This window comes from Haladaptatus litoreus (genome assembly GCF_900156425.1).
GTDB lineage: Archaea > Halobacteriota > Halobacteria > Halobacteriales > Haladaptataceae > Haladaptatus > Haladaptatus litoreus.
Genome location: NZ_FTNO01000001.1, coordinates 705,860 through 727,233, shown reverse-complemented (window position 1 = coordinate 727,233; position 21,374 = coordinate 705,860). Strand labels below are relative to the sequence as shown.

Below are 21,374 nucleotides of genomic sequence, written 5' to 3'. Positions count from 1 at the left end.
GGGCATGAGCATCATCAACCGACTGTTCGGCAGCGACGAAGACCCCCGTCCCACCTACGTCTGTACCGGGTGTGGAAAAGCGTTCGACGACGAGCGAAAACTCTGCCCTGACTGCGGAAGCGAACAAATCGTCACATCGAGACAGTAACAGCCCACATTCATATCAGACTGTATAAAAAAGTACTTCCCGAGTCTCTATCTTCGAGAATTCCAAATAACGATTCAAACGCTGTTTTGTATCCGTTTAGCCCGTGTAGAATAATACGTATGACGAAATTCAGACAAATAGGAGATGGGATTTGTCAGTCAAGTTGGTCTGAAACTTATCCGTGCAGAACCGGCACGGTTCGAATGTAAAGCGTGTGGGACACGATACGAACTCGACAGGCAGGCGTGCGGTGAGTGTGGCGGTCACTGCATCGGCTATCACGATTCGTGGTTACAGAGTCGACTCACGGAAAGAACGCCACATCAACAGAGTTCTTAGACTGCTTCCAGTCGTGAGCGGACGTACTTGGTCACGTGGTCGTCCATCCGTCGTTTGTAGCCTGCTTGCCGCGCGAGTCGGTCGAGTTCGCGCGCGACGAGACTACCGTACTGCACCGCTTTCTTACCCCGATTCGCCACCGAAGTCGGGACGAACGCTCGGGCTGATTCCCTGAACGCCCATTTTCGAACACCATCTTCCGACACCAGCATTTTGCCCGGTAATCGAAGCGCAGTTCGAACGACGCGGTCGGAAAGCAGTGGTGCGACCGGCTCGACGCCCGCTGACCGGAGAGTCAACACGTCCCGCGCCAACTGCTCGGGGAGCGTCGAAATAGTCTCACGGGCCGCCCCGCGAACCGTTTCGGCCTCGACGCGGTGGTCTGCGCGCGCGACTTTTTCGTAACCGCCGAACAGTTCATCAGCGCCCTGTCCGACTGCGAGTCGGTCGTAGCCGTCCTCTCGCGCTCGCTCGGCGGTCAGATACAACGGAAGCGCGATTTGCACGTCCATCGCGTTCGTTCGGTCGATTGCGCGAGCGACCTCGGGAACCGCGCGTTCGATGTCCTCGTGCGTGAGTTCGACCACCTGAACCTCGCGGTTCATCGCCTCTGCGGCGGTTCGTGCGGCCTCCACGTCGTGGCTGTCCGGAAATCCGGCGACGTACAGCGGGCAGTCGAAGGCGCTGGCGACGACGGCGGAATCGACACCACCGGAAAACGCGACAGCGAGATTGTCCGACGAAATGTCTGCGAGGCTGTCTTCGACGGCCTCGCAGACTGCTCCAACTGCCTTGTCCTCGTCCTCGAAAATCGGGGGATTGGGCAGTTCCCACAGCTGTTCGTCGCCGTCATCAGTGCGAGCAAAGCCCGCGGGAACCGGATTCGGGTCGTCCAAATCCCGCGGGTCGTAACTCCACGTCGTCGGGTCGTCAGTCTCGGAGAAAATCGGATAACGACCCAAAACGTCGCGAACGAGTTTTGGAGATTTGCCCTCGTTCGCGGCCAGCTCTCCCGCGAATCCTCGCGTTCCCGGTAAGGGGTCGTTCGTCTCGATTGCACGTCGGACGAGGCCTGTCTCTGCACCCTGCATCATCCGAAATATTGGCCGACGCGGCTGACGACGCGGCGTTTCGCGCCGCCCGCGGCCTGCCGAAAGCTGATTCGCCACGGTGTCCGTTTGCCCTGTACCTCGGTTCGGCCGTCGACTATAGCACCTAAAATCGCCCTGCTGTCGCGGGTGGTTACGTCGATGTTCGTCACGGCTTGGCCGACCATCTCGCTGATGTGGGCGTCGCTTCCCGCCGTCATCGGAACGCCCTCCTCTCGAGCAAAATCCTTCGCGCGGCGGTTGCCCCGTCCAGTCAACAGGCGCGAATTGTACACCTCGATGGCGTCCGCCTGCGCGAGTTGTTTTCGGGTGACGTTCACGGCGACGCCGCTCCGTGATTTCTGGAAGGGGTGCGGAACGATTGCGACGCCGCCCTGTTCTCGGATTCGGTCGAGCGTTTCGCCGAACGGCAGTCCGGGCGGTACCTGTTCTTCGATACCCAACCCGAGGACGTGCCCGGCACGCGAGGTGATTTCCATGCCGGGAATGCCCACCAATCCGTATTCGGGGGCGAGTTCTGCGGCTTCGAGACTGGCATCGATTTCGTCGTGGTCGGTGACGGCGAGGGCGTCGAGGCCGACAGCCTTCGCCTGCTCCAAGAGCAGTTCCACCGGGTCACGACCATCGTGAGAGAGCGCGGAATGACAATGCAACTCGACCGAAAGCACGGCCGGAGGTTGGGAGGGGGATGGCAAAAGCAACTCGGTACGCGTTCGTGGAAATAACCGTCATCAATCGAACTGAAAATCACTCCCCGAAACTACAGCGGTTCGCGCCATTCGCTCGTGAGCCAACTGTAGGCGTGCCGCGGACGGCCTTTGACGAGTAGAGCCAATCCGACGAAGGCGACGACGAACGGCGTGAGTGTAAACGTGACTGTCTTCAGGACAATTTGTTCGAGAGGGTGGTGATGGAGGCTCATTGTTTTGTAGGGATTTTGTCGGGTGGTGTCGTCAGGTACATGAGTGGCCGGAGTTCGGTAAATGCTTTCTGGAACTGTACTTGATTGTGACTGTTCGAATTTATGAATTAAGTTACGTGGGTTCGGATGCTCGGAAAAAGTTGAGAAAACGCTTCCGACCTCCTGCCAATGGTATCACTCTGTGGCGCACAACTGACGAAGTGGATTTGGGTAGATTTCGCCGAACGATTTACTCTGCCATCCTGACTGAACGCTGTTGGGAGTGGTACATATTTACACGTAGTTCTGGCGTGTCGATGTCGTGGAACAGAATGGGAGAAGATAGATTAACAGCATATACAATTAGAATTTCCATCCTCGTTTAACAGCGCATCGTGAACTACGATACGTAACGTCTGCTTATACATATTGCAGACACTCGGCCGAAACTGTTAATCATATTCAGTCGTATGTTGTTTGTTGTCGGGTTGTTGCTGGATTGTCATAACCGAAATATCCCGACTGCGTGGAATTAACGTACGAAACCCCTACCCATCCACGCTTCGTTTTGGCCATTGTATCCTCGTGAATGTGTTGTATACATTCATTGCTGGACTATGAAAGGATCAATATCAGTGCTCCATTTGGTGTATAGTAGCATGCTCAGTTAACCGGTTTACAAACACGACCTTGTTGTGGCGAAAGTGAAACATCAGTTGTGAGTGGCAGGTTGCTTGCTTACGCAACCACTATATTTACACGAATTTGGCAATGATATAATCACTGTCGAGGTTCTGTGGAGAACAACCCTCGACACGGTTCCCCGCAATGCGGACGTGGAAAATCATGGCTGACTCCCCACGTCCTTTTCGAGAAGACTCTATGTAGATGGGTTCTATTGACTATTCAGCGATATTGGTATCGAACTCCCGTATTGTACGGGTAGCTTATATCGGTTACACAATAACATCCAAGTTCGTGCATATGGAAAGGCATTAATCCGCCCTATATCTACAGAACAGTGAATGAGTCTCTCCGAGTCCGACCGCGAGTTGGTCGTCGCCGAACTGGGCCGCGACCCGACTCCCGCCGAGGAAACGCTGTTCGAGAACCTCTGGAGCGAACACTGCGCGTATCGCTCGTCGCGCCCGCTGTTATCGGCGTTCGATTCCGAAAGCGAGGACGTCGTCATCGGCCCCGGCGACGACGCCGCCGTCGTCGCCCTGAACGATGATACCTACATCACGATGGGTATCGAGAGCCACAACCACCCGTCCTACGTAGACCCCTACGACGGCGCGGCGACTGGCGTCGGCGGCATCGTCCGCGACACGCTCTCGATGGGGGCCTACCCCATCGCGCTCGCGGACAGCCTCTACTTCGGCGGATTCGACCGCGAACACTCTCGCTACCTGCTGGAGGGCGTCGTGGAAGGAATCGCGGACTACGGCAACTCCATCGGCGTGCCGACCGTCGCCGGAAGCACGCAGTTCCACCCCGACTACGAGGGCAATCCGTTGGTCAACGTGGCCTGCGTCGGCCTGCTTTCCGCCGACCGACTCGTCACGGCGAACGCACAAGAACCGGGGAACAAACTCGTCCTCGTCGGGAACGGAACCGGTCGGGACGGCCTCGGCGGCGCGAGTTTCGCCAGCGAAGACCTCGCAGAGGATGCGGAAACGGAAGACCGCCCGGCGGTGCAGGTCGGCGACCCCTACACCGAGAAACTGCTCATCGAGGCCAACGAGGAACTCGTGGACGACGACCTCGTGGAATCGGCCCGCGACCTCGGCGCGGCGGGACTCGGCGGTGCCTCCAGCGAACTGGTGGCCAAGGGCGGCCTCGGCGCGGACATCGAACTCGACCGCGTCCATCAGCGCGAACCGAACATGAACGCGCTCGAAATTCTCCTTGCTGAATCGCAAGAGCGCATGTGCTACGAAGTTCGGCCCGAAAACGTCGATGCAGTAGCCGACATCGCCGAGAAGTACGACCTCGGCTGTTCCGTCATCGGCGACGTGACCGACGGGAACTACGTCTGCACATTCGAGGGCGAGACGGTGGTGGACGTATCCGCCGAGTTCATCGGCGACGGTGCGCCGATGAACGACCTGCCCGCGGAGGAACCGACGCAACCCGAAACCGACCTGCCGAAATTCGACCTCGGGGATGCGTTCGAAGCAGTCGTCGGCTCCCCGAACTGCGCGAGCAAACAGTGGGTCTACCGGCAGTACGACCACGAAGTCCAGACCCGCACCGCGACCCCGCCGGGCGACGACTCGGCAATGATGGCGATTCGACGCGCCGAACTCGGATTGGCGTTCACCTCGGGCGCGAATCCGCACTGGACGACTGTTTCCCCCTACGACGGTGCCCGCGCAGTCGCACTGGAAAACGCGACGAATCTGGCGGTGAAGGGCGCGGAACCGCTCGCCGCAGTGGACTGTCTGAACGGTGGCAATCCCGAAAAACCGGACGTGTACGGTGGGTTTTCCGGAATCGTGAACGGCCTCGCGGACATGTGTAGTGAACTCGACGTTCCGGTCGTCGGCGGGAACGTCTCGCTGTACAACGACTCGCCGAGCGGCCCGATTCCGCCAACGCCGACGCTGGCGATGACCGGGACGACTGCGGAGTACGACGCCCCGCCAGCTCAGTTTTCAGGCCAAGGTACCCTTCTGCTAGTCGGCGAATCCTCCGGCGCACTCGGCGGGTCTGAATATCTCGCACAGATGGGTGGAAGCGACCGATTCCCCGACCTGCCTGAAAACGCATCGGAGGTCGTTTCTGCTCTCGTTTCGGTCGCTACACAGGATGGAACGCTCGCAGTGCATGACGTGAGCGACGGCGGTCTAGCGGTGACGCTGGCCGAGATGGTTTCGGCGGATGCTGGTGCATCTGTTTCCCTTCCCGACTCCGCAGAATCGCTGTTCAGCGAACTGCCGGGTCGTGCGGTCGTCGAGACGACGACGCCCGATGCTGTGGAAGAAGCATTTGAGAAAATTGCACCCGTCACCGAACTCGGAACCGCGGACGAGTCGGGCGCGCTGGAAATCGAAGTTGGCGACGAAACACTTCGTTGGTCGGCAGAAGAGATTGCGGAACTACGCGATGTGCTCGCTCGGGAACTGGACTAAGTGCGCTCGTCGGTAGTGAGAGAGCGAGAAGTGTGGTATCGGCTTTTTATGCGAGCAGTAGCGGAATGCCGAACACGACTGCGAGTCCGATGACGGTGACGAGCATACCGGTCGTCACTTGGCTCATCGAGAACTCCTGCATCGGGGACGTTACTCGCTCTATTTCTCCGGGTTCGTATTCGTGACCACTCATGCCTTTGCGTCGGTTCGCCCGGTACTTCGGTGTATCGGTGTTTGGATGGAAGAGAGTGTGTCGAAGAAATCTCGACTGCGAGTAGCACGGAACTGCGTTCCGCGGACAGTCGAGCGGCGAGACGACGGTAGTGCAGCGAGACGACGGTAGTGCAGCGAGACGACGGTGAAGCCGCGAGCGCGGTGCGGTGACGGTCTGATTGAAGTCGTGATTTGCTATCGAAAACAACCAACTGGCACAGTAAAAATCAAAAGCAAACAATCGAATAGCAACCGAAATACAACTCGAATGCCCATTACTCAAATCCAAGCGAGCGATTCGAAGACAAATCGTACTCGATAGAAGACCCCTGTTGAACGAACTCGTAGTCCGGGTCGGTCAGATACACTGCACCATCTTCGACGGTCACGTCAACCGAATCGAGGACGGCGTCTTCACACGGGCCGTAAGAACAGACGCCGGAATCGGCTTCGAACAGCGCGCCGTGTTTGCCGCAGACGAGTTCACCGTCGCGCATGGTCGCCCCGTTACCCTTGTCGAGACGCACGTCCGTCCAGTGCTGGCAGTAGTTTTTCCACGCGAGCACGTCCTCGTCCTGCGTGACCAACACGGCTTCCTCCTCGTCGAAGCCGTCCCGAATCGTGAACAGGAAGGTGCTGTCGTCGGGGAGTTCCGAAAGCGCAGCGATGCGGCTGTTCTCGTCCATCGCCGGGGAGTTGCTTGCGAAGACGCTTGAGGCTTTTCAATGGGAGTGCATCAGTAGTGGCGTGATTCCACCAGCGCGTCGAAGGCCGTCGCGAGTTCGCGGGTAACGGAACCGATCTCCAATTCGGTATCACCGAGAGAACCGACCGGGCGAACTTCCCACGTCGTGTTCGTCAGAAACGCCTCGTCCGCGCGCCGGAGGTCGACCGGGCGATAGCAACCGGTTCGAGTTGGAATCCCCAACTCGTCGGCCAGTTCGAGGACGACCGTGCGGGTGATTCCGGGCAGAATCGCCCCGGAAAGCGAGGGCGTGTGGAGCACGCCCTTACGGACGAAAAACAGGTTGCTCGTCGCGCCCTCCGTGAGGTTCCCATCCAAATCGAGCATGAGCGCCTCGTCAGCCTCGGTTTCGAGGCGGGCCAGAGTCCCGTTCAGGTAGTTGTGCGTTTTCGCGTGCGCCGGAAGCGCGTGGTCGGGAACCCGCCGAGTTTTCACGATTTCGGCGGTGGCCGGGGCATCCCAGACGGAGGTTCCGCGTTTCCCCCCACGCGGAAGTTCGGAAACGATGACGACGACTGTCGGATTGTCCGCCGGGCCGGGCGTCAATTTCCCGGCTTGAACACCACGCGTAATCGAACATTTGACGTATGCGTCCCGCAGGTCGTTTGCTTCCAACGTCTCGTGGATTCGCTTTCGAAGCTCTCCGTCGCCGATTCCGTGGTCGATGGAGAGCACATCACAGGTTCTCCGGAGGCGATTTGCGTGGGCCTCCCACTCGAACATCGTGCCGCCGTAGGCGCGCAGGGTTTCGAATCCGGCGTCGCCGTACATGAATCCCCTATCGCGGACGCTGACCGTCGCTTCCTCCGCGGGGACGAGATTTCCGTTCACGTGGTACTGCATGGTTTTGGTTTATCGCTTCACAGCATCGCACGATTCGCAGAAGTTCCGAATCATCCGTTTTCCCTCGTCCGTGAGGATGCTCTCGGGATGGAACTGCACGCCGATGTGCGGTAATTCTGCGTGTCGAACCCCCATCACGGTTCGACGGTCGTCCGCGGTCTGGGCGATTTCGACCAGCACCTCCGGCAGGTCGCCGCGTTCGACCGCCAACGAGTGATAGCGCCCGACTTCGAACGTTTCGGGGAGTCCGGCGAAAATTCCGTTTCCGTCGTGGGCCACGGTCGAGGGCTTACCGTGGACGACCTCCGGAGCGTGAACCACGGGCGCGCCGTTGGCAGCACAGAGCGCCTGATGGCCCAGACAGACCCCGAGCGCGGGATAGGTCGTCTCCGTGAAGATGGGAACCGAAACCCCTGCGTCGTCCGGCGTTCCGGGACCGGGCGAAACGACGATGCCGTCCGGGTCGAGTTCGCGGATGCCCGCGATGTCGATGGCGTCGTTTCGCCGGACGACCACCTCGTCGGCGAACTCGCCCACGTACTGGACGAGGTTGTAGACGAACGAGTCGTAGTTGTCGATGACGAGAATCATTTTCGAGGGTTTGTGTGGGTTTCGCGTCTTGGTCGTGAGTTTCGCGGGTTTCCGCTAAACCTTGTTGGTTCGATTGGATTTTGAGATTTGAGAGGGGCAAACAGACGCACTACGAGGGGGATGAAAAGTAGTAATCGAAATTTTCTCAGATCAGATAGTGCGAGCAAGTCACGACTCCAATCAGACCGCCACCGCGACGGCCACACACCTCCCCAACCGATTCCCGCCACTCACTGCGTTCGTTCTGGTCATCCCTCGCGCGAACCCAGCAGACCCTCGGCGGTAAACGCCTCGGGCTTGCTGACGCACGCGCCATGGAGTTGGTGAAGTTTCAGAAAAACAAAGAGACCACGCGGCGCGCGAAGGCGAACCCTCCGGTTCGCCCGCGCGAGGTCGTCGTGAACGAAGTGAGCGACGGCTCGGGAGTCGCAGGCCCGTTCAGGGAGCGAAGCGACTGAGCAGGAACGTCTTCCGGTGGAGGACTGAGCGACGATAGGAACGAAGGAGTCGGTTGGGGAGGCTGTGGTGCGGTTGCTGTTTCATGGGAGCCGGCAGTAGCTAGCAACACCGAGAAAGAGGTCGGTTCAGATTCTATGCTGGAGCAACACTCTCTGAAATACCGCCCCTGATTCACAATACCACTTTCTCAAACCCGTCATTCCACCGAAAACCCATCCTCGCGCTCCAAGGCTTCGTCAATCGCCTTCACGAGCGCCTTTCCTTTGGCCAGCGTCTCTTCGTACTCCAGTTCCGGCACGGAGTCGTGGACGATTCCGGCCCCGACGCGCAGGTGGTACTCATCTCGATGGCGAACCAGCGTCCGGATGACGATGTTCAGAGTTGCCCGGTCGTCGAAGCCGAGCATGCCGATACTTCCGGTGTACGGCCCGCGACGCGTCGATTCCAGTTCGTCGATGATTTCCATCGTTCGGGGTTTCGGCGCGCCGGTAATCGTCCCGCCGGGGAACAGCGCCGCGATTGCATCGGTCAATCCAACTCCGGAACGCCGCCGTCCGGCGACCTCCGAAACGAGGTGCATCACCTCGGAATATCTGTCCACCCGGCGGTAATCCGTCACCTCGACAGTTCCGTACTCGGCGATTTTCCCGCAGTCGTTGCGCTCCAAATCCACGAGCATCGCGTGTTCGGCGCGCTCCTTTTCGTCACCGAGCAGGTCGGCTTCGAGTTCCGCGTCCGCCGCCGCAGTTTCCCCCCGCGTTCGAGTTCCCGCGATGGGTTCCGTGACGATTCGTTCGCCCTCGACTGAGAGCAGGAGTTCCGGACTGGCACTGACCAAATCGACGCCCGGAAATTCGATGAGCGCGGAGTACGGCGCGGGATTCACGCGCCGAAGCGCGTCGAAGGCTTCGACGGGATGCACACTCGCGGGCGCTTCGAGTCGCTGGGAGACGTTCGCCTGAAACGTCTCGCCGTCGCGGATGTACCGCTTGACGGCCTGCACGCGCTCCGCGAACGCCTCCTCGCCGCAACTGCTGACGAACGGCCCCTGTTCGTCGGTGGGCGGGTCGCCGACCGCTTCGTCGCCGACGATTGCAGATTGGGCGAGGACACACGCCATTTCCTGAGCTTTTTCGTAGGTCGCGTCTGGATTATCGGGGTCGCCGAGTCGCGGACAGGCCGTCACTCGGAGGGTCGTTTCCGGCGTCTCGACCGCTTCACCGTGCGTTTCCCACGACGCAACGCAGTCGTACAGTCCGAACTGGAGTTGCGGCAGGGTTCGGTCGTCCGTCGCCAACCCCGGAAGTGTCTCCAACTCGCGCACGAGGTCGTAGGAAAGCCAGCCGAACAGGCCGCAGGGATACGGAACGCTACAGTCCCCGCGAATCAGTTGTTCGTCGTCCAGTACGCCCGAAAGCGCGGCGAGGCTCGTTCCCGACTCGTTAGCGGACTCACCGCTTGCTCCGCCGAACAGCGAGTTCGCACCCTGTCGCGCCTGCAGTCGCGCTGTCGGTTCGACGCCGAAATAGCCCCACCCCGACTGTCCACCCGTCGTTGCCAAATAAAAGCCGCCGGAACCGTCTCGTGCGCGTCGATAGGCGAGAAACGGGTCGTCCACGTCGATTCGAACTTCGACGGGGATTCTCGCGCCGCGCGGTGCGTCGCGAGCCACCTCGCGGTACGCAGACCACGAGGTGACGACCGCCGGTTTCTCACATCGATTTTGCACGCTCTATCCAGCCTTCGATTCGCTTCGCCGAGAGGTCGGTTTCTGTCGCGAGTTCCTCGGAATCGGCGACCGCCAACTCCGCCGTGTCGGCCACGCCCGCGTTGCGAAGTCGCTCAGCGTACGCCGGGCCGATACCTTTCACGTCTTCGAGCGGTCTGCCAGCCTCGGTCTCCGGTTCGGGTTCCGCCGCCTGTTCAATTTCATCGACGGGTTCCTCGGTCTCCGGTTCCGCGTCCCCGGTTTCCACTTCCTCGGATTCCGCTTCTTCGATTTCCTCCGGGCCGGGTTCGGGTTCCGTCGCCTCGGTTTGTGCGGGCTGTCCCGCTTCCGCGGACGGCCCGGTGGCCTCCGCCGGTTCCGCGGCGGTTTCCGGTTCCGACTCGGCTTTCGATTCGGCTTCGGCCTCCTCGATGTGGTCGGTCGGTTCGTCCACGAGGTCCTCGGTCGAGACGCTCGCGTCCGATTCCGGGGTCGCGTCCGATTCCGGGGACTCGTCGGGTTCTGTCTTTTTCACCGCTTTCTCGTTCGTCGCATCCGGTTGCTCTCGCGTCTCGGTCGGTTCGCGTTCTATCGTCACGCCGGAGTCGCGCTGGCGCGTTTGCGAACGCTCATCGCCAAGACCGAGCAGCGATTTCAGCCGTGTGATAAGCCCCATTACGTGACTGTACAAAGTCCCATCACTTAAAGGCGTCTTCGCAAGGCGGCGTCCATCCGTTCGACGGGAGCCGATGCGTCTGTCCATATTTCAAACGCCGCGACGCCTTGAAACAGTAGCATCCACGCGCCGTCGATGGTCGTGGCCCCGATGTTGGCCGCCTCGCGCAGAAGTGTAGTTTCGAGCGGTCGGTACACTGCGTCCATCACCGCGAGGCCGGGGTGAAGAACCGCTTGCGGAACCGGGGAAACGTCCTCCTCCATCCCGACGCTCGTCGCGTTGACCAGCACGTCCGCCTCGGGAACGATGTCGCCCAACTCGTCCAGTCCGTGCGCGCTCGCGCCCGGCACGTCCTCGGCTAGCGATTCGGCGCGCGCGACCGTTCGGTTGGCAATCCGAACCGTCGCGCCCTCGTCTGTCAGCATGAACGCGATCGCGCGGGCCGCCCCGCCAGCACCGACGACGACCGCGGATGTACCGTCGAGCGCCACGTCGTGGCGGGAGAACGCGCGGCGCGCGCCCTCTGCGTCCGTGTTGTGGCCGGTTGGAGTTCCAGAGCCAGAGAAATCAATCGTGTTCACCGCGCCGATTCGCTCCGCGAGCGAATCGGCTTCGACATGGGAGAGGGCGTCTTCTTTGAACGGAATCGTGACGTTCAATCCCTGGATGCCGAGGGCCTGTGCGCCCTCGATTGCTGCCTCGATTTTTTCTGGTTCAAAAGTTACATATCTCGCGTTCAATCCGAGTTCGTCGTATGCTGACTCGTGCATCGGTGGTGACAGAGAGTGGCCGACGGGATTGCCGAGCAGTCCGTAAACGTCCATACGTCATCTGTGGTCTGCTAACGAATAACCCATTCGTCGGAAGTAATATATATTGGTGGTGAAATGAATCAGGAAGACAATGTACGCGCCGCAACTCACGATGGGAATGTCCACCGACCTGCTGTTACTGCTCGGTGGTATCGTCCTCCTCTATTTCGGTGCAGAACTGCTCGTGGATAGCGCATCGTCGCTCGCGCTCGGCGTCGGCATCGCTCCGGTGACTATCGGCGTTACAATCATCGCCTTTGCGACGACCGCGCCGGAACTGTTCGTCAGCCTCATCGGTGCTGTCTCCGTCTCCGGCGACATCGGCCTCGGCAACATCGTCGGGTCGAACATCGCCAATATCGGCCTCGTGTTGGGTGCGTCCGCACTCGTCCAACCGCTGGCAGTCAACCGCGACTTGCTATGGCGACACGGGTCGTTCATGCTCGCCGCCGTCGTCCTCCTCGTCGTTCTGGGAAGCGACGGCGTGCTCGGTGCGGCTGACGGCGCGCTGTTGCTCGCCGTTCTCGTCATCTTTACCATCTACATCCTCCGGCACACGCGCCGCGGCGGCGACGAGGCCGCCGTCACCGACGAAGTCGGCGACGACGGAACCGTCAACGTGCGCACCGTCGGCATGTTCGTCCTCTCGGTTGCCGTCCTGCTGGCGGGGTCGCGTCTGCTCATCATGGGAAGCGTCGAACTACTCCGCGGGTTCGGCTTCTCCGACCTCTTCATCGGCCTCACCGTCGTGGCGTTCGGCACCTCGCTTCCCGAACTCGCCACCTCGATGGTCAGTTCCGCCCGCGACGAAGCGGACTTGAGCATCAGCAACGTTATCGGGAGCAACATCTACAACATCCTCGCGGTTATCGGCGTGCTGGCGCTGGTCGTCCCCGTGAACGTTCCGGTTGCGACGCAGAACTTCGAGTTCCCGTTCCTCATCGCCTTCACCGTCGGCGCGATGGCACTGATGGCACACCGACTCCACGTCTCGCGATTTAACGGTCTGATGCTCGTCGCCGGATACGGTGCGTTCGTCTTCCTCTTATTCCCCTGATTCCGGAACGCAAGGATTACCTTAAGCGACCAGCAACTGATTTTCGATGACCGGACGATTACGACATCCTCTTACAGCAGTTTTGCTTTCGGTGCTTCTGACGGCACCGTGGATGGGGCTGTGGGCGACTGGAAACGCCCATTCCCTTTCGACACTCCAAACGATTGCCATCACAGGAATCTCGGTACTCGGGGCATCGTTTTTGCTCGCATGGGGTGCCGAGACGGCGGAGGAAGACGTTCCACGCGCGTTCGCGCTCGCTATCCTCGCCGTTCTCGCCGTCGCGCCCGAATACGCAGTTGACGCACTGTACGCGTGGAATGCGGGCGCGTTCGCCGGAACCCCTCGCGGGACGGAGAACGCGAGCCTCGCCGTCGCGAACATGACCGGCGCGAACCGCATCCTCATCGGACTCGGTTGGTCGGCTATCGCCGTGTTCGCCATCTACAAAGCGAAGACGACGAACGACCCCGCGGTCGAAAGTCGGAGGGGCTTCCTCGCCGACCGGGTGAAACTCGACCCGGATATTTCGACTGAAATCCTCTTCCTCTTCGCCGCAACCGTCTACGCCTTCTTCGTGCCCCTCGGCGACGGCATCGGATGGCCTGACATGGTGTTCCTCGTCGGCCTGTACTTCACGTACATCATCTTCACGCTGAACGCGCCGCACACCGACGAGGAGCAGGTCGGCGTCCCGGCGTACTTCCAGTCGTTCAAAAAGAGCATTCGTGTTCCCATCTACCTCGGGATGTTCGCGTTCTCGGCTGTCGTCATTTTCACCGCCGTCGAACCGTTCGCGCATGGATTGGAGGCATACGGAGAGCAAATCGGCGTTCCTTCGTTCCTGATGATTCAGTGGGTTGCGCCGCTCGCCAGCGAGAGTCCGGAACTCATCGTCGTCGCGTATCTGGTCAACAAGGCGCGTTCGACGGCGGCGTTCAACGCGCTCATCTCCTCGAAACTCAACCAGTGGACGCTCCTCATCGGAACCCTCGTCCTCGTGTACAGCATCTCGCTCGGCAGTCTCGAAACCCTGCCGCTCGGCCAGAAACAAGCCGGTGAAATCTGGCTCACCGCCGCACAGAGCTTCTTCGCGCTGTCAATTCTGGTCAACTTCACCATCAGCATCCGCGAAGCCCTCGCACTGCTCGTGTTGTTCCTCGTACAGTTGTACCCCGACTTCCACCACTACGACGCACTCATCGCGTTCAGCGCCGTCTACATCGTCCTCGGACTCGCGCTGTTGGCGACTCGTCGGGAGGCGCTGCAATTCCTCGTCGGCCGCGTCTACAAGCGCATTTCCGGCGGCGAACCGGCACCGGCAGAACAGGTCTGACCGTTTCGGCACTTCGATAGTGCCCGTAGAAGTCAACCCACATTCGACGCCCTTTTTCGATTTTAGCACGGAGTTCTGACCATGATTGCCGTCGTCGTCAGCCGCGCCGATTATGCGTCGGAACACATCGGCGAGTATCTGCGTTCGGAAGCGGAGTGGACGGAAAACGAAGACGATTCTCGCCCCGACGCCGACGGTGGCGGGGCGTACTACCAGCGCGAGGGATTCGAACTCCGCGAGTTCGAATCCCTCCACCTCGACATCGAGAACGTTGCAGAGGCGTTCTCGGATCCTGAGATGCTCGTCTTCGCCTCCCGCCATTCGGGCGATACCGGCCCACTGCTGACGGCACACTTCACGGGCAACTTCGGCCCGGCGGAGTACGGCGGAACGGACGGAAATCTCGCGGAAACGTCCCCGAACGCGCAGAAGAAACTGCTCGATTCGTTCGACAAGCACGCGCCGGAATCCTACGAGGTCGGCATGGAGTGTACTCATCACGGGCCGAGCGAAGTTGGCGTTCCGTCCATGTTCGTGGAACTCGGAAGCGGCGACGAACAGTGGAGCGATTCCGACGCGGCGCGCGCAGTCGCGCAGGCCATCCTCGACCTTCGCGGCGTCGAACCGACGCGTGAGCGACAGCTGGTTGGTTTCGGCGGCGGTCACTACGTCCCGCGCTTCGAGCGAATCGTCCGCGAGACGGACTGGGCCGTCGGCCACATCGCCTCGGACTGGAATCTGGAGGAACTCGGGTCGCCGGAGAAGTCACAGGCACGGGAAACGATTCGGCAGGCGTTCGAGCGAAGCGGCGCGGAGTACGCAGTCTGTGAGGGAGCGTACCCGGAACTGGAATCGGTCGTCGCCGACCTCGGCTACCGAATCGTGAGCGAGACGTGGGTTCGGGAGGTGTCCGGGGTTTCCCTCTCGCTCGGGGAAGAACTGGAAACCGAACTGTCGTCGGTCGAATCCGGACTGCGATTCGGGGAGATGGCGGGCGACGTGGACAGTGCGGACGACACTAACAGTGCGGGCGACACGGACGATGCAGACGACCCGAACGAGTTCGAAGTCGTCTCGCTTCCCAGCGACTTACTCGACAGCACGACGGGAATCGACCGCGAGGAGACGCGAGACGCGGTTGCAAAGCACGCCATCGCGTTCGAAACCGAACAAGGGGGAACGCGAGTTTCGGGGCGGGCGGCAGTTCACGGCCCGGGCGATTACGACGCCATCATCGACGCGCTGGCGGCGCTTCTCGACCGAAAGTACGACGAGGTCGAACGAACGCCGGACGAAATCGTGGCGCGTGAGGTCGGCTTCGACCCCGAAAAAGCCCGGAAACTGGGTGTTTCGGAGGGACCGAAATTCGGGAAACTCTCGGCGGGAACCGCGGTAACGGTCGCAGAACGGACGATTCCCCCGGAAGCCGTGCGAACCGAACGCACACATCGGTTTTCCATATGATTTTGGAACGTTTCGCGTGGTAAATCAGTTGGTCACATATTGATTAATACATGTGTGATGTGCGAACGGTCGTCAGACGTGCGTCATCCAGAGGGGAAAGATAATTAATCTGCGTTGGTAAACCAAACCTCAAGGATGGACTCCATTGTCGAAGACGCCATTGAGGAGGCAGAAGGGGAGCAACAAAACGCCTCCCAGACGCAAATCGGTGGTGCCAGAAACGAGGCCGCCCCGTCGGGTACGACCCCATCGGGCACGATGACCGACGATCAACTACAAGACGTACTCAAAGACCTCCAGACGAACATCACCGTCGTCGGCTGCGGCGGTGGCGGAGGAAACACGGTCAACCGAATGGCCGAAGAAGGAATCCACGGCGCGTCGCTGGTCGCCGCGAACACCGACGTTCAGCACCTCGTGGAAATCGAAGCGGACACGAAGATTCTGATGGGCGAGCAAAAGACCAGCGGACGCGGCGCAGGGTCGCTTCCGCAGGTCGGCGAGGAAGCCGCGCTCGAAAGTCAGGAGGATATTTATGACGCGATTCAGGGCTCGGACATGGTGTTCGTCACCGCTGGACTCGGTGGCGGAACCGGAACCGGCAGCGCCCCGGTCGTCGCAAAAGCCGCGCGCGAAGCGGGCGCGCTGACGATTGCCATCGTCACGACGCCGTTCACAGCGGAAGGTGAAGTCCGACGCACCAACGCCGAGGCCGGACTGGAGCGACTGCGCGACGTGAGCGACACGGTCATCGTCGTCCCGAACGACCGACTGCTCGACTCCGTGGGTAAACTGCCCGTCAAGCAGGCGTTCAAGGTCGCGGACGAAGTTCTCATGCGCTCCGTGAAGGGAATCACGGAACTCATCACGAAACCCGGACTGGTCAATCTGGACTTCGCCGACGTTCGTACCGTCATGGAAAAAGGCGGCGTAGCGATGATTGGACTGGGCGAGAGCGATTCGGATTCGAAGGCACAGGACTCGGTCAAAAGTGCCCTGCGCTCGCCGCTCCTCGACGTAGACATCAGCGGCGCGAAATCCGCGCTGGTCAACGTCACCGGTGGCAACGACATGTCCATCGAGGAGGCGGAAGGCGTGGTCGAACAGATTTACGACCGCATCGACCCCGACGCACGCATCATCTGGGGTACCTCCATCGACGAGGACCTGGAGGGCTCCATGCGCACCATGATTGTCGTCACCGGCGTTCAGTCGCCGCAAATCTACGGTCGCAGTGACGAAGAGCGGGCGCAAGCACAAAGCCAGACGAAAGACATCGACTACGTCGAGTAATCGAACGGTTTCTCTTTCTCAACGAAACCAATCGAATGACCCTGCACCGACGGCAACTGCTTTCCAGCATTCCGCCAGCGGTGGCGTTCTCTGGTTGTTCCGCGTTCGGTTCGCAGTCGGTCGAACTGTCGAACGTCTCGCTCATCAATCTCGATGATTCGTCCCACGATATTCACGTCCGTATCGAGCGCAAGGGAGAGACGGTTCACGGGCAGACTATTCGCTCGCCCGGTCGTCAGAATTGGGAACGAAATCGAATCCCGCGCCGGTAATCGACGAACCGTGGACGCACGAAAAAGGACAGTTCACCATCGAAGCCCGCATGGACGACGGAGAGTGGAAACGCCAGCAAATTCTTGCGAGAAATCGTTCGGGAGAGTGTTATTGGGTCGTGATTCGCGTTCGAACTGCCGATCGACTGGAATTTCCGCTCGATTCGATGGCAAGCGGTTGTCAATAAGTGGGGGTGCTTCCCCTGTCTACACAAACGACGCTCTCGGCTGACCTTGGAAAGATAGAAAAAGCCCGATAGCTAAACACAACTAACTATGGATGTCAAACTCGATGTCGCGTCGTACATTCGCGTGCTCAAACTGGCGAGTACACCCTCGTGGGACGAATTTTCACAGATTTCGAAGATTGCTGGCGCGGGTATCCTCCTCGTCGGACTGCTCGGCTTCACCATCTTCGTCGTGATGAGCTTCCTCCCGGCCTAACTTAAATACCATGTCAATTTACGCAGTAAAGACCACGGCAAGTCAGGAACGCACCGTCGCGGATATGATCGTCAACCGCGAGGAACCGGAGATTCACGCCGTTCTCGCCCCCGACTCGCTGACGAGTTACGTCATGGTCGAGGCGGAAGACGACGCGGTCATCAGCCGCGTGCTGGAGGAGATTCCTCACGCCCGGAGCATGGTGCCCGGCGTGAGCAGTATCTCCGAAGTCGAACACTTCCTCTCGCCCACGCCCGACGTGGAGGGTATCGCGGAGGGAGACATCGTGGAACTCATCGCTGGCCCGTTCAAGGGCGAGAAAGCCCAAGTTCAGCGCATCGACGAAGGTAAAGACCAAGTGACGGTCGAACTGTACGAAGCGACCGTTCCGATTCCGGTTACCGTGCGCGGTGACCAGATTCGTGTGCTGGATTCAGAGGAACGGTAAAAGTCGACCCTCTCACGCCTCGTCCCCGGCGTGAACCACGAACTCCAGCGCGTTGACGAGGTAGTGAGCGACGACCACGACCAGCAGGCTTCCCGTGGCGATGAAGGCGGCGGCGAGCACGCCGCCAAGCGCGCCCGTCACGAGGATTCCGGCCGGGCCTTGCGCGCCGTGTCCGACCGCGAACGCGATTGACGACAGCGCGGCCAGAAGCCACGGTGACAGGCCGTAGCCGCTGGCCAGCACGCCGATGAGCGCCGAGCGAAACAACAGTTCTTCGAACCCCGCGATGATGGGTAGAGCACCGCCGAGCAGGAGCACCCATCCGCGGAGCGAATCCGGCGTCAGCATCTCGCGCAAACCGTCTTCGTAGTCGATGCCCAGCGTGTCTGCCCCGCGCTGGCCGAGTTCGTTCGCCACGAACAACGCGACGCCGAGGGCGATGCCGATTCCAAGTTGAAGCAGGGTCGCGGATTCGACACCGAGTGCGATGGCCGGGATTCCGGCCAGCACTGCCGCGACGACGAGCATCACGCCGAACAGCCCTTGGCTCAGCGCGACGTTCAACAGAAGCATCTTCGTCGTCATCTCGTACTCCTGATGCGACTGTTCGTCCTCGGGATTCGACTCGAAATCTGGACGTGGTTCAGGATCCGGACGTGGTTCGGAAACGGGGTGGGATTCGGACTCCAGATACGGTTCGGAATCGGGTTGCGATTCGGACTCCGGAGATGAGTCCAAATCAGGCTTCGAGTCGATTTCAGACACCGCGGACTGGTCGTCCTCCCCGGCCAGCATCGCTTGGGAGGCCCGCGCCAGCGCGATGAGGATGACGAGGACGACCAGTGTGACAGCAGTGAAAGCGTTCCAGTTCGGCGCGGGCATTCGTTTCCGTGTAAGGTCTTTGGTAGGGAAAAGCTATCTACTCACGACGTTCTCGATGGTTGATGTGGTATTGAGTGGGTTCCTTGACTGCAGAAGCTACGATTCCACGCCACGACCTCTCCGAAATAGTGTTCTCTGTGATGGAATGCTGGCTGCAGATGCCGACTCCAAGCCACGCCTGCGAAAGCGGAACTGCTTTCGCGGCACAGGAAATCTTCGATTTCCCCCTCGCCCCCACTCAATCAATCGTTCGTGGCTCCGCCACGAGTGACCGCGTAAACGAGGGCGTGGCGTAGAGTCGTGATTTGTAGTGTCCCGTTTGAATTAACCATCACACAACAAACTCGAGATACAAATCGGTCATCTTCGACGCGAAATCTTCGGAGACAGACCATTCATCATCGCAACTCACGACTGCGAAAATAGAAAAAACGAATCCTGCGGGTACCGGCTACTGCGGGCTGGGGCGGCCCGTATTGCCGCCGATTTCGCGCTCCAGCGCGCTTCCGGTGATGTTCTTCAGGCGGTCGATAAGACCGTCCTTTTCGGGTTCACCCGAGAGGGCGACTTCGAGCACTTCGCTGATGTGCGAGACGGGGATGATTTCGACCATCTCCTCGTACTCTTCTTCTATCATCACGTCTTGCTCGTTCGCCTTCGGGATGATGACCGTCTTGATGCCCGCCTTCGCGGCGGCCTCGATTTTGTGGGTCACGCCACCGACGGGGAGCACGTCGCCGCGCACCGAGAGCGAACCGGTCATGGCAACGTCCTGCTCGACCGGCGCGTCTTCCAGCGCGCTGATGACGGCCGTAGCGACCGTGATGGACGCCGAGTCACCGTCAACGCCCTGCTGGCCAGCCTGCACGAACTGGATGTGAACGTCCTTCTCGCTGATGTCCTCGTCGCTGAACTTCTTGATGATGGCGGAGACGTTCTTCACGGACTCCTCTGCCATCTCTTTGAGTTGGCCAGTCGCGATGACTTGGCCGGGCCCCTGCGACGGCGTCACTTCGGCCATCACGGGGAGCATGATACCGCTGTCCTCGCCCATGACGGCGAGGCCGTTGACGCGGCCGACCACGTCGCCGTCGGAGACGGTGAGTTCGTAGTCCTTGCGGCGCTCGATGAAGTCGTCGGCAATCTGTTGCTCGATGGAACGCGAGCGGCGCTTTGCCTGTAGGACGTGGTCGCGCGTGGTGTACTCCGCGTCCTCCGCGCGAGCGATGTCGCCTGCGACACGAACCAGACCACCGAGGTCACGCAGTTTGAGCGTGAGGTGGTCTTTGCGTCCGGCGCGGCGCTGGGCTTCGAGGATGACTTCCTCGACTGCCTGCTCGTTGAAGTGCGGGAGGCGACCGTCCTTCTCGACTTCCTGCGCGATGAAGCGCGCGTACTTGCGGCGCATCTCGGGCGTGTCGTCGATGGTGTCGTCCATGTACACCTCGTATCCGTATCCCTTGATACGGGAACGGAGCGCGGGGTGCATGTTCTCCATCGCGTCGAGATTTCCTGCCGCGACCATGACGAAGTCGGTCGGGACGGGTTCGGTCTGCACCATCGCGCCCGAACTGCGTTCGGACTGGCCGGTGATGGAGAACTCGCCCTCCTGAATCGCCGTCATCAACTTCTGCTGACTGCGGATGTCGAGCGTGTTGATTTCGTCCACGAACAGCACGCCCTTGTTGGCCTTGTGGATTGCACCTGGCTCGACGCGGTCGTGGCTCGGCGTTTCCATTCCACCTGACTGGAACGGGTCGTGGCGAACGTCGCCGAGCAGGGCACCTGCGTGTGCCCCCGTCGCATCCTCGAACGGCGCGCTGGTCACGTCGCTGTTGTTCACCAGCAGGTTCGGAATCATCGCGTCGGTCCCGCGCGAACCGTAGCGGAACGCGAGGTAGATGACACCCGCGGCGAGGATACCCAGCAGTGGTCGTCCGGCGATGAGGAGCGCGTAGCCGACCACGATGGCGATAATGACCCACATCAGGAACGAGCGCATCTGGTTGCGCTTTCTGGCCTCTTCTTTGTGGGCGTCGATTATCTGGTCGCCCTTTCCGGCGGGGACTGTTCTGACCTTTGGTTCGTTCCCGTCGTCCGGATTGTGGTAGACGAGAACGTCCTGCAAATCCTCTTTTGGGAGGAGTTGGCTCATCGCTTTCGCCAACATCGATTTCCCCGTCCCCGGCGTCCCAATCATCATCACGTGGCGGCGCTGTTTGGCCGCTTTCATCACCACGTCGCGGGCGTGGTCTTGCCCGATAACTTGGTCAACCAGTCGGTCGGGAATTTCGACTTCTTCCGTGCTTTCTATCTCCAACCCACCAAGCAAGTTATCTTCCGAGATCTCGTCGGCAACCTCGGCATCCACATCGCTTCCGAGGCTATCTATCTCCTGCTCTGTTTCCTGCTCCGGTGGTGGAGCTTCGGTGTCGTTACTCATAGAATTCGTTCAGTGTGATTCAAACGAAGGCTGGCGAACTGATATACTTTCTCC

At 60.2% G+C, this 21,374-nt stretch carries 24 protein-coding genes; 12 read left to right on the top strand and 12 right to left on the bottom strand.

Annotation, left to right across the window (positions count from 1 at the left end; genetic code table 11):
• The first annotated feature begins 4 nt into the window (after nt 1–4).
• Entirely contained in the window at nt 5–148 is a 144-nt protein-coding gene (locus BW974_RS25385; RefSeq protein ID WP_175609623.1) for a hypothetical protein, read from the top strand.
• Between the two features lie 335 nt (nt 149–483).
• Here BW974_RS25385 and BW974_RS03695 read toward each other — a convergent pair whose 3' ends face one another.
• The 3 genes from BW974_RS03695 to BW974_RS25380 all read right to left on the bottom strand — a co-directional run bounded on the left by BW974_RS03695 (nt 484) and on the right by BW974_RS25380 (nt 2,518).
• Nucleotides 484–1,578, bottom strand: a complete 1,095-nt coding sequence (locus BW974_RS03695; RefSeq protein ID WP_076428085.1) for an asparagine synthase C-terminal domain-containing protein — start codon at nt 1,576–1,578, stop codon at nt 484–486.
• A complete protein-coding gene (locus BW974_RS03690; protein ID WP_076428083.1) occupies nt 1,578–2,264 on the bottom strand; it encodes a PHP domain-containing protein in 687 nt (228 codons plus the stop codon). Before BW974_RS03690 ends, BW974_RS03695 begins: the two co-directional genes overlap by 1 nt.
• A 92-nt stretch (nt 2,265–2,356) precedes the next feature.
• Nucleotides 2,357–2,518, bottom strand: coding sequence for a hypothetical protein (locus BW974_RS25380; RefSeq protein WP_175609622.1), 162 nt, complete (start codon nt 2,516–2,518; stop codon nt 2,357–2,359).
• Between the two features lie 1,004 nt (nt 2,519–3,522).
• Between BW974_RS25380 and purL the strand changes: the two genes are divergently transcribed.
• Nucleotides 3,523–5,634, top strand: coding sequence for a phosphoribosylformylglycinamidine synthase subunit PurL (purL, locus tag BW974_RS03685; protein ID WP_076428081.1), 2,112 nt, complete (start codon nt 3,523–3,525; stop codon nt 5,632–5,634).
• Between the two features lie 46 nt (nt 5,635–5,680).
• Here purL and BW974_RS25375 read toward each other — a convergent pair whose 3' ends face one another.
• From BW974_RS25375 to BW974_RS03665, 4 genes are all read right to left on the bottom strand, one after another.
• Nucleotides 5,681–5,827: a DUF7550 family protein gene (locus BW974_RS25375; protein ID WP_162833873.1), complete on the bottom strand. Its 147-nt coding sequence runs from the start codon at nt 5,825–5,827 to the stop codon at nt 5,681–5,683.
• A 295-nt stretch (nt 5,828–6,122) separates the two neighbouring features.
• The gene (locus BW974_RS03675) at nt 6,123–6,533 is read right to left on the bottom strand and encodes a Rieske (2Fe-2S) protein (RefSeq protein WP_076428079.1); all 411 of its coding nucleotides are present in this window, start codon (nt 6,531–6,533) and stop codon (nt 6,123–6,125) included.
• Nucleotides 6,534–6,583: 50 nt separating this feature from the next.
• Nucleotides 6,584–7,435 carry an aminotransferase class IV gene (locus BW974_RS03670; RefSeq protein ID WP_076428077.1) on the bottom strand — a complete coding sequence of 284 codons (852 nt, stop codon included), beginning with the start codon at nt 7,433–7,435 and terminating at the stop codon, nt 6,584–6,586.
• A 9-nt stretch (nt 7,436–7,444) separates the two neighbouring features.
• On the bottom strand, nt 7,445–8,026 hold the full coding sequence (locus tag BW974_RS03665) for an anthranilate synthase component II (protein WP_076428075.1): 582 nt from the start codon (nt 8,024–8,026) through the stop codon (nt 7,445–7,447).
• Nucleotides 8,027–8,340: 314 nt separating this feature from the next.
• Here BW974_RS03665 and BW974_RS25370 point away from each other — a divergent pair, with 314 nt between their 5' ends.
• On the top strand, nt 8,341–8,484 hold the full coding sequence (locus BW974_RS25370; RefSeq protein ID WP_175609621.1) for a hypothetical protein: 144 nt from the start codon (nt 8,341–8,343) through the stop codon (nt 8,482–8,484).
• 197 nt (nt 8,485–8,681) lie between these two features.
• Here BW974_RS25370 and BW974_RS03660 read toward each other — a convergent pair whose 3' ends face one another.
• From BW974_RS03660 to BW974_RS03650, 3 genes are read right to left on the bottom strand one after another with little or no spacing between them, the layout of a single operon-like run.
• Nucleotides 8,682–10,214 carry an anthranilate synthase component I family protein gene (locus BW974_RS03660; RefSeq protein WP_076428073.1) on the bottom strand — a complete coding sequence of 511 codons (1,533 nt, stop codon included), beginning with the start codon at nt 10,212–10,214 and terminating at the stop codon, nt 8,682–8,684.
• Nucleotides 10,198–10,869: a helix-hairpin-helix domain-containing protein gene (locus BW974_RS03655; RefSeq protein WP_245799890.1), complete on the bottom strand. Its 672-nt coding sequence runs from the start codon at nt 10,867–10,869 to the stop codon at nt 10,198–10,200. Before BW974_RS03655 ends, BW974_RS03660 begins: the two co-directional genes overlap by 17 nt.
• A 26-nt stretch (nt 10,870–10,895) precedes the next feature.
• Nucleotides 10,896–11,693 carry a shikimate dehydrogenase gene (locus BW974_RS03650; protein ID WP_076428070.1) on the bottom strand — a complete coding sequence of 266 codons (798 nt, stop codon included), beginning with the start codon at nt 11,691–11,693 and terminating at the stop codon, nt 10,896–10,898.
• A gap of 79 nt (nt 11,694–11,772) precedes the next feature.
• Between BW974_RS03650 and BW974_RS03645 the strand changes: the two genes are divergently transcribed.
• The 8 genes from BW974_RS03645 to BW974_RS03610 all read left to right on the top strand — a co-directional run bounded on the left by BW974_RS03645 (nt 11,773) and on the right by BW974_RS03610 (nt 17,995).
• Entirely contained in the window at nt 11,773–12,738 is a 966-nt protein-coding gene (locus tag BW974_RS03645) for a calcium/sodium antiporter (protein ID WP_245799889.1), read from the top strand.
• 46 nt (nt 12,739–12,784) lie between these two features.
• Nucleotides 12,785–14,074 carry a sodium:calcium antiporter gene (locus BW974_RS03640; protein ID WP_084186189.1) on the top strand — a complete coding sequence of 430 codons (1,290 nt, stop codon included), beginning with the start codon at nt 12,785–12,787 and terminating at the stop codon, nt 14,072–14,074.
• Between the two features lie 81 nt (nt 14,075–14,155).
• Entirely contained in the window at nt 14,156–15,538 is a 1,383-nt protein-coding gene (locus tag BW974_RS03635) for a D-aminoacyl-tRNA deacylase (protein ID WP_076428066.1), read from the top strand.
• Nucleotides 15,539–15,673: 135 nt separating this feature from the next.
• Nucleotides 15,674–16,831, top strand: coding sequence for a cell division protein FtsZ (gene ftsZ, locus BW974_RS03630; RefSeq protein WP_076428064.1), 1,158 nt, complete (start codon nt 15,674–15,676; stop codon nt 16,829–16,831).
• 35 nt (nt 16,832–16,866) lie between these two features.
• Nucleotides 16,867–17,103, top strand: coding sequence for a hypothetical protein (locus BW974_RS24550; RefSeq protein WP_139328811.1), 237 nt, complete (start codon nt 16,867–16,869; stop codon nt 17,101–17,103).
• The gene (locus tag BW974_RS03620) at nt 17,073–17,291 is read left to right on the top strand and encodes a hypothetical protein (RefSeq protein WP_076428060.1); all 219 of its coding nucleotides are present in this window, start codon (nt 17,073–17,075) and stop codon (nt 17,289–17,291) included. The genes BW974_RS24550 and BW974_RS03620 overlap by 31 nt, the downstream gene beginning before the upstream one ends.
• A gap of 88 nt (nt 17,292–17,379) precedes the next feature.
• Nucleotides 17,380–17,547 carry a protein translocase SEC61 complex subunit gamma gene (locus BW974_RS03615; RefSeq protein ID WP_076428058.1) on the top strand — a complete coding sequence of 56 codons (168 nt, stop codon included), beginning with the start codon at nt 17,380–17,382 and terminating at the stop codon, nt 17,545–17,547.
• Nucleotides 17,548–17,557: 10 nt separating this feature from the next.
• Entirely contained in the window at nt 17,558–17,995 is a 438-nt protein-coding gene (locus BW974_RS03610) for a transcription elongation factor Spt5 (RefSeq protein WP_076428056.1), read from the top strand.
• A 12-nt stretch (nt 17,996–18,007) separates the two neighbouring features.
• On the opposite strand, the gene BW974_RS03605 is transcribed toward BW974_RS03610, so the two are convergent.
• On the bottom strand, nt 18,008–18,877 hold the full coding sequence (locus tag BW974_RS03605) for a CPBP family intramembrane glutamic endopeptidase (protein ID WP_076428054.1): 870 nt from the start codon (nt 18,875–18,877) through the stop codon (nt 18,008–18,010).
• A 158-nt stretch (nt 18,878–19,035) separates the two neighbouring features.
• Between BW974_RS03605 and BW974_RS25365 the strand changes: the two genes are divergently transcribed.
• Complete coding sequence (locus BW974_RS25365; protein WP_175609620.1) at nt 19,036–19,173, top strand: hypothetical protein; 138 nt, start codon at nt 19,036–19,038, stop codon at nt 19,171–19,173.
• Between the two features lie 155 nt (nt 19,174–19,328).
• Here the strand turns inward: BW974_RS25365 and lonB are convergent, their stop codons facing one another.
• On the bottom strand, nt 19,329–21,320 hold the full coding sequence (gene lonB / locus BW974_RS03600; protein WP_076428052.1) for an ATP-dependent protease LonB: 1,992 nt from the start codon (nt 21,318–21,320) through the stop codon (nt 19,329–19,331).
• Nucleotides 21,321–21,374: the final 54 nt, after the last annotated feature.

Bases quoted from the DNA above. Each gene is read 5' to 3' on its own strand.
- BW974_RS25385 (WP_175609623.1), top strand. From the start codon at position 5: ATGAGCATCATCAACCGACTGTTCGGCAGCGACGAAGACCCCCGTCCC.
- BW974_RS03695 (WP_076428085.1), bottom strand. From the start codon at position 1,578: ATGCAGGGTGCAGAGACAGGCCTCGTCCGACGTGCAATCGAGACGAAC.
- BW974_RS25380 (WP_175609622.1), bottom strand. From the start codon at position 2,518: ATGAGCCTCCATCACCACCCTCTCGAACAAATTGTCCTGAAGACAGTC.
- purL (WP_076428081.1), top strand. From the start codon at position 3,523: ATGAGTCTCTCCGAGTCCGACCGCGAGTTGGTCGTCGCCGAACTGGGC.
- BW974_RS25375 (WP_162833873.1), bottom strand. From the start codon at position 5,827: ATGAGTGGTCACGAATACGAACCCGGAGAAATAGAGCGAGTAACGTCC.
- BW974_RS03675 (WP_076428079.1), bottom strand. From the start codon at position 6,533: ATGGACGAGAACAGCCGCATCGCTGCGCTTTCGGAACTCCCCGACGAC.
- BW974_RS03670 (WP_076428077.1), bottom strand. From the start codon at position 7,435: ATGCAGTACCACGTGAACGGAAATCTCGTCCCCGCGGAGGAAGCGACG.
- BW974_RS03665 (WP_076428075.1), bottom strand. From the start codon at position 8,026: ATGATTCTCGTCATCGACAACTACGACTCGTTCGTCTACAACCTCGTC.
- BW974_RS25370 (WP_175609621.1), top strand. From the start codon at position 8,341: ATGGAGTTGGTGAAGTTTCAGAAAAACAAAGAGACCACGCGGCGCGCG.
- BW974_RS03655 (WP_245799890.1), bottom strand. From the start codon at position 10,869: ATGGGGCTTATCACACGGCTGAAATCGCTGCTCGGTCTTGGCGATGAG.
- BW974_RS03650 (WP_076428070.1), bottom strand. From the start codon at position 11,693: ATGGACGTTTACGGACTGCTCGGCAATCCCGTCGGCCACTCTCTGTCA.
- BW974_RS03645 (WP_245799889.1), top strand. From the start codon at position 11,773: ATGTACGCGCCGCAACTCACGATGGGAATGTCCACCGACCTGCTGTTA.
- BW974_RS03640 (WP_084186189.1), top strand. From the start codon at position 12,785: ATGACCGGACGATTACGACATCCTCTTACAGCAGTTTTGCTTTCGGTG.
- BW974_RS03635 (WP_076428066.1), top strand. From the start codon at position 14,156: ATGATTGCCGTCGTCGTCAGCCGCGCCGATTATGCGTCGGAACACATC.
- ftsZ (WP_076428064.1), top strand. From the start codon at position 15,674: ATGGACTCCATTGTCGAAGACGCCATTGAGGAGGCAGAAGGGGAGCAA.
- BW974_RS24550 (WP_139328811.1), top strand. From the start codon at position 16,867: ATGACCCTGCACCGACGGCAACTGCTTTCCAGCATTCCGCCAGCGGTG.
- BW974_RS03615 (WP_076428058.1), top strand. From the start codon at position 17,380: ATGGATGTCAAACTCGATGTCGCGTCGTACATTCGCGTGCTCAAACTG.
- BW974_RS03610 (WP_076428056.1), top strand. From the start codon at position 17,558: ATGTCAATTTACGCAGTAAAGACCACGGCAAGTCAGGAACGCACCGTC.
- BW974_RS03605 (WP_076428054.1), bottom strand. From the start codon at position 18,877: ATGCCCGCGCCGAACTGGAACGCTTTCACTGCTGTCACACTGGTCGTC.
- BW974_RS25365 (WP_175609620.1), top strand. From the start codon at position 19,036: ATGCCGACTCCAAGCCACGCCTGCGAAAGCGGAACTGCTTTCGCGGCA.
- lonB (WP_076428052.1), bottom strand. From the start codon at position 21,320: ATGAGTAACGACACCGAAGCTCCACCACCGGAGCAGGAAACAGAGCAG.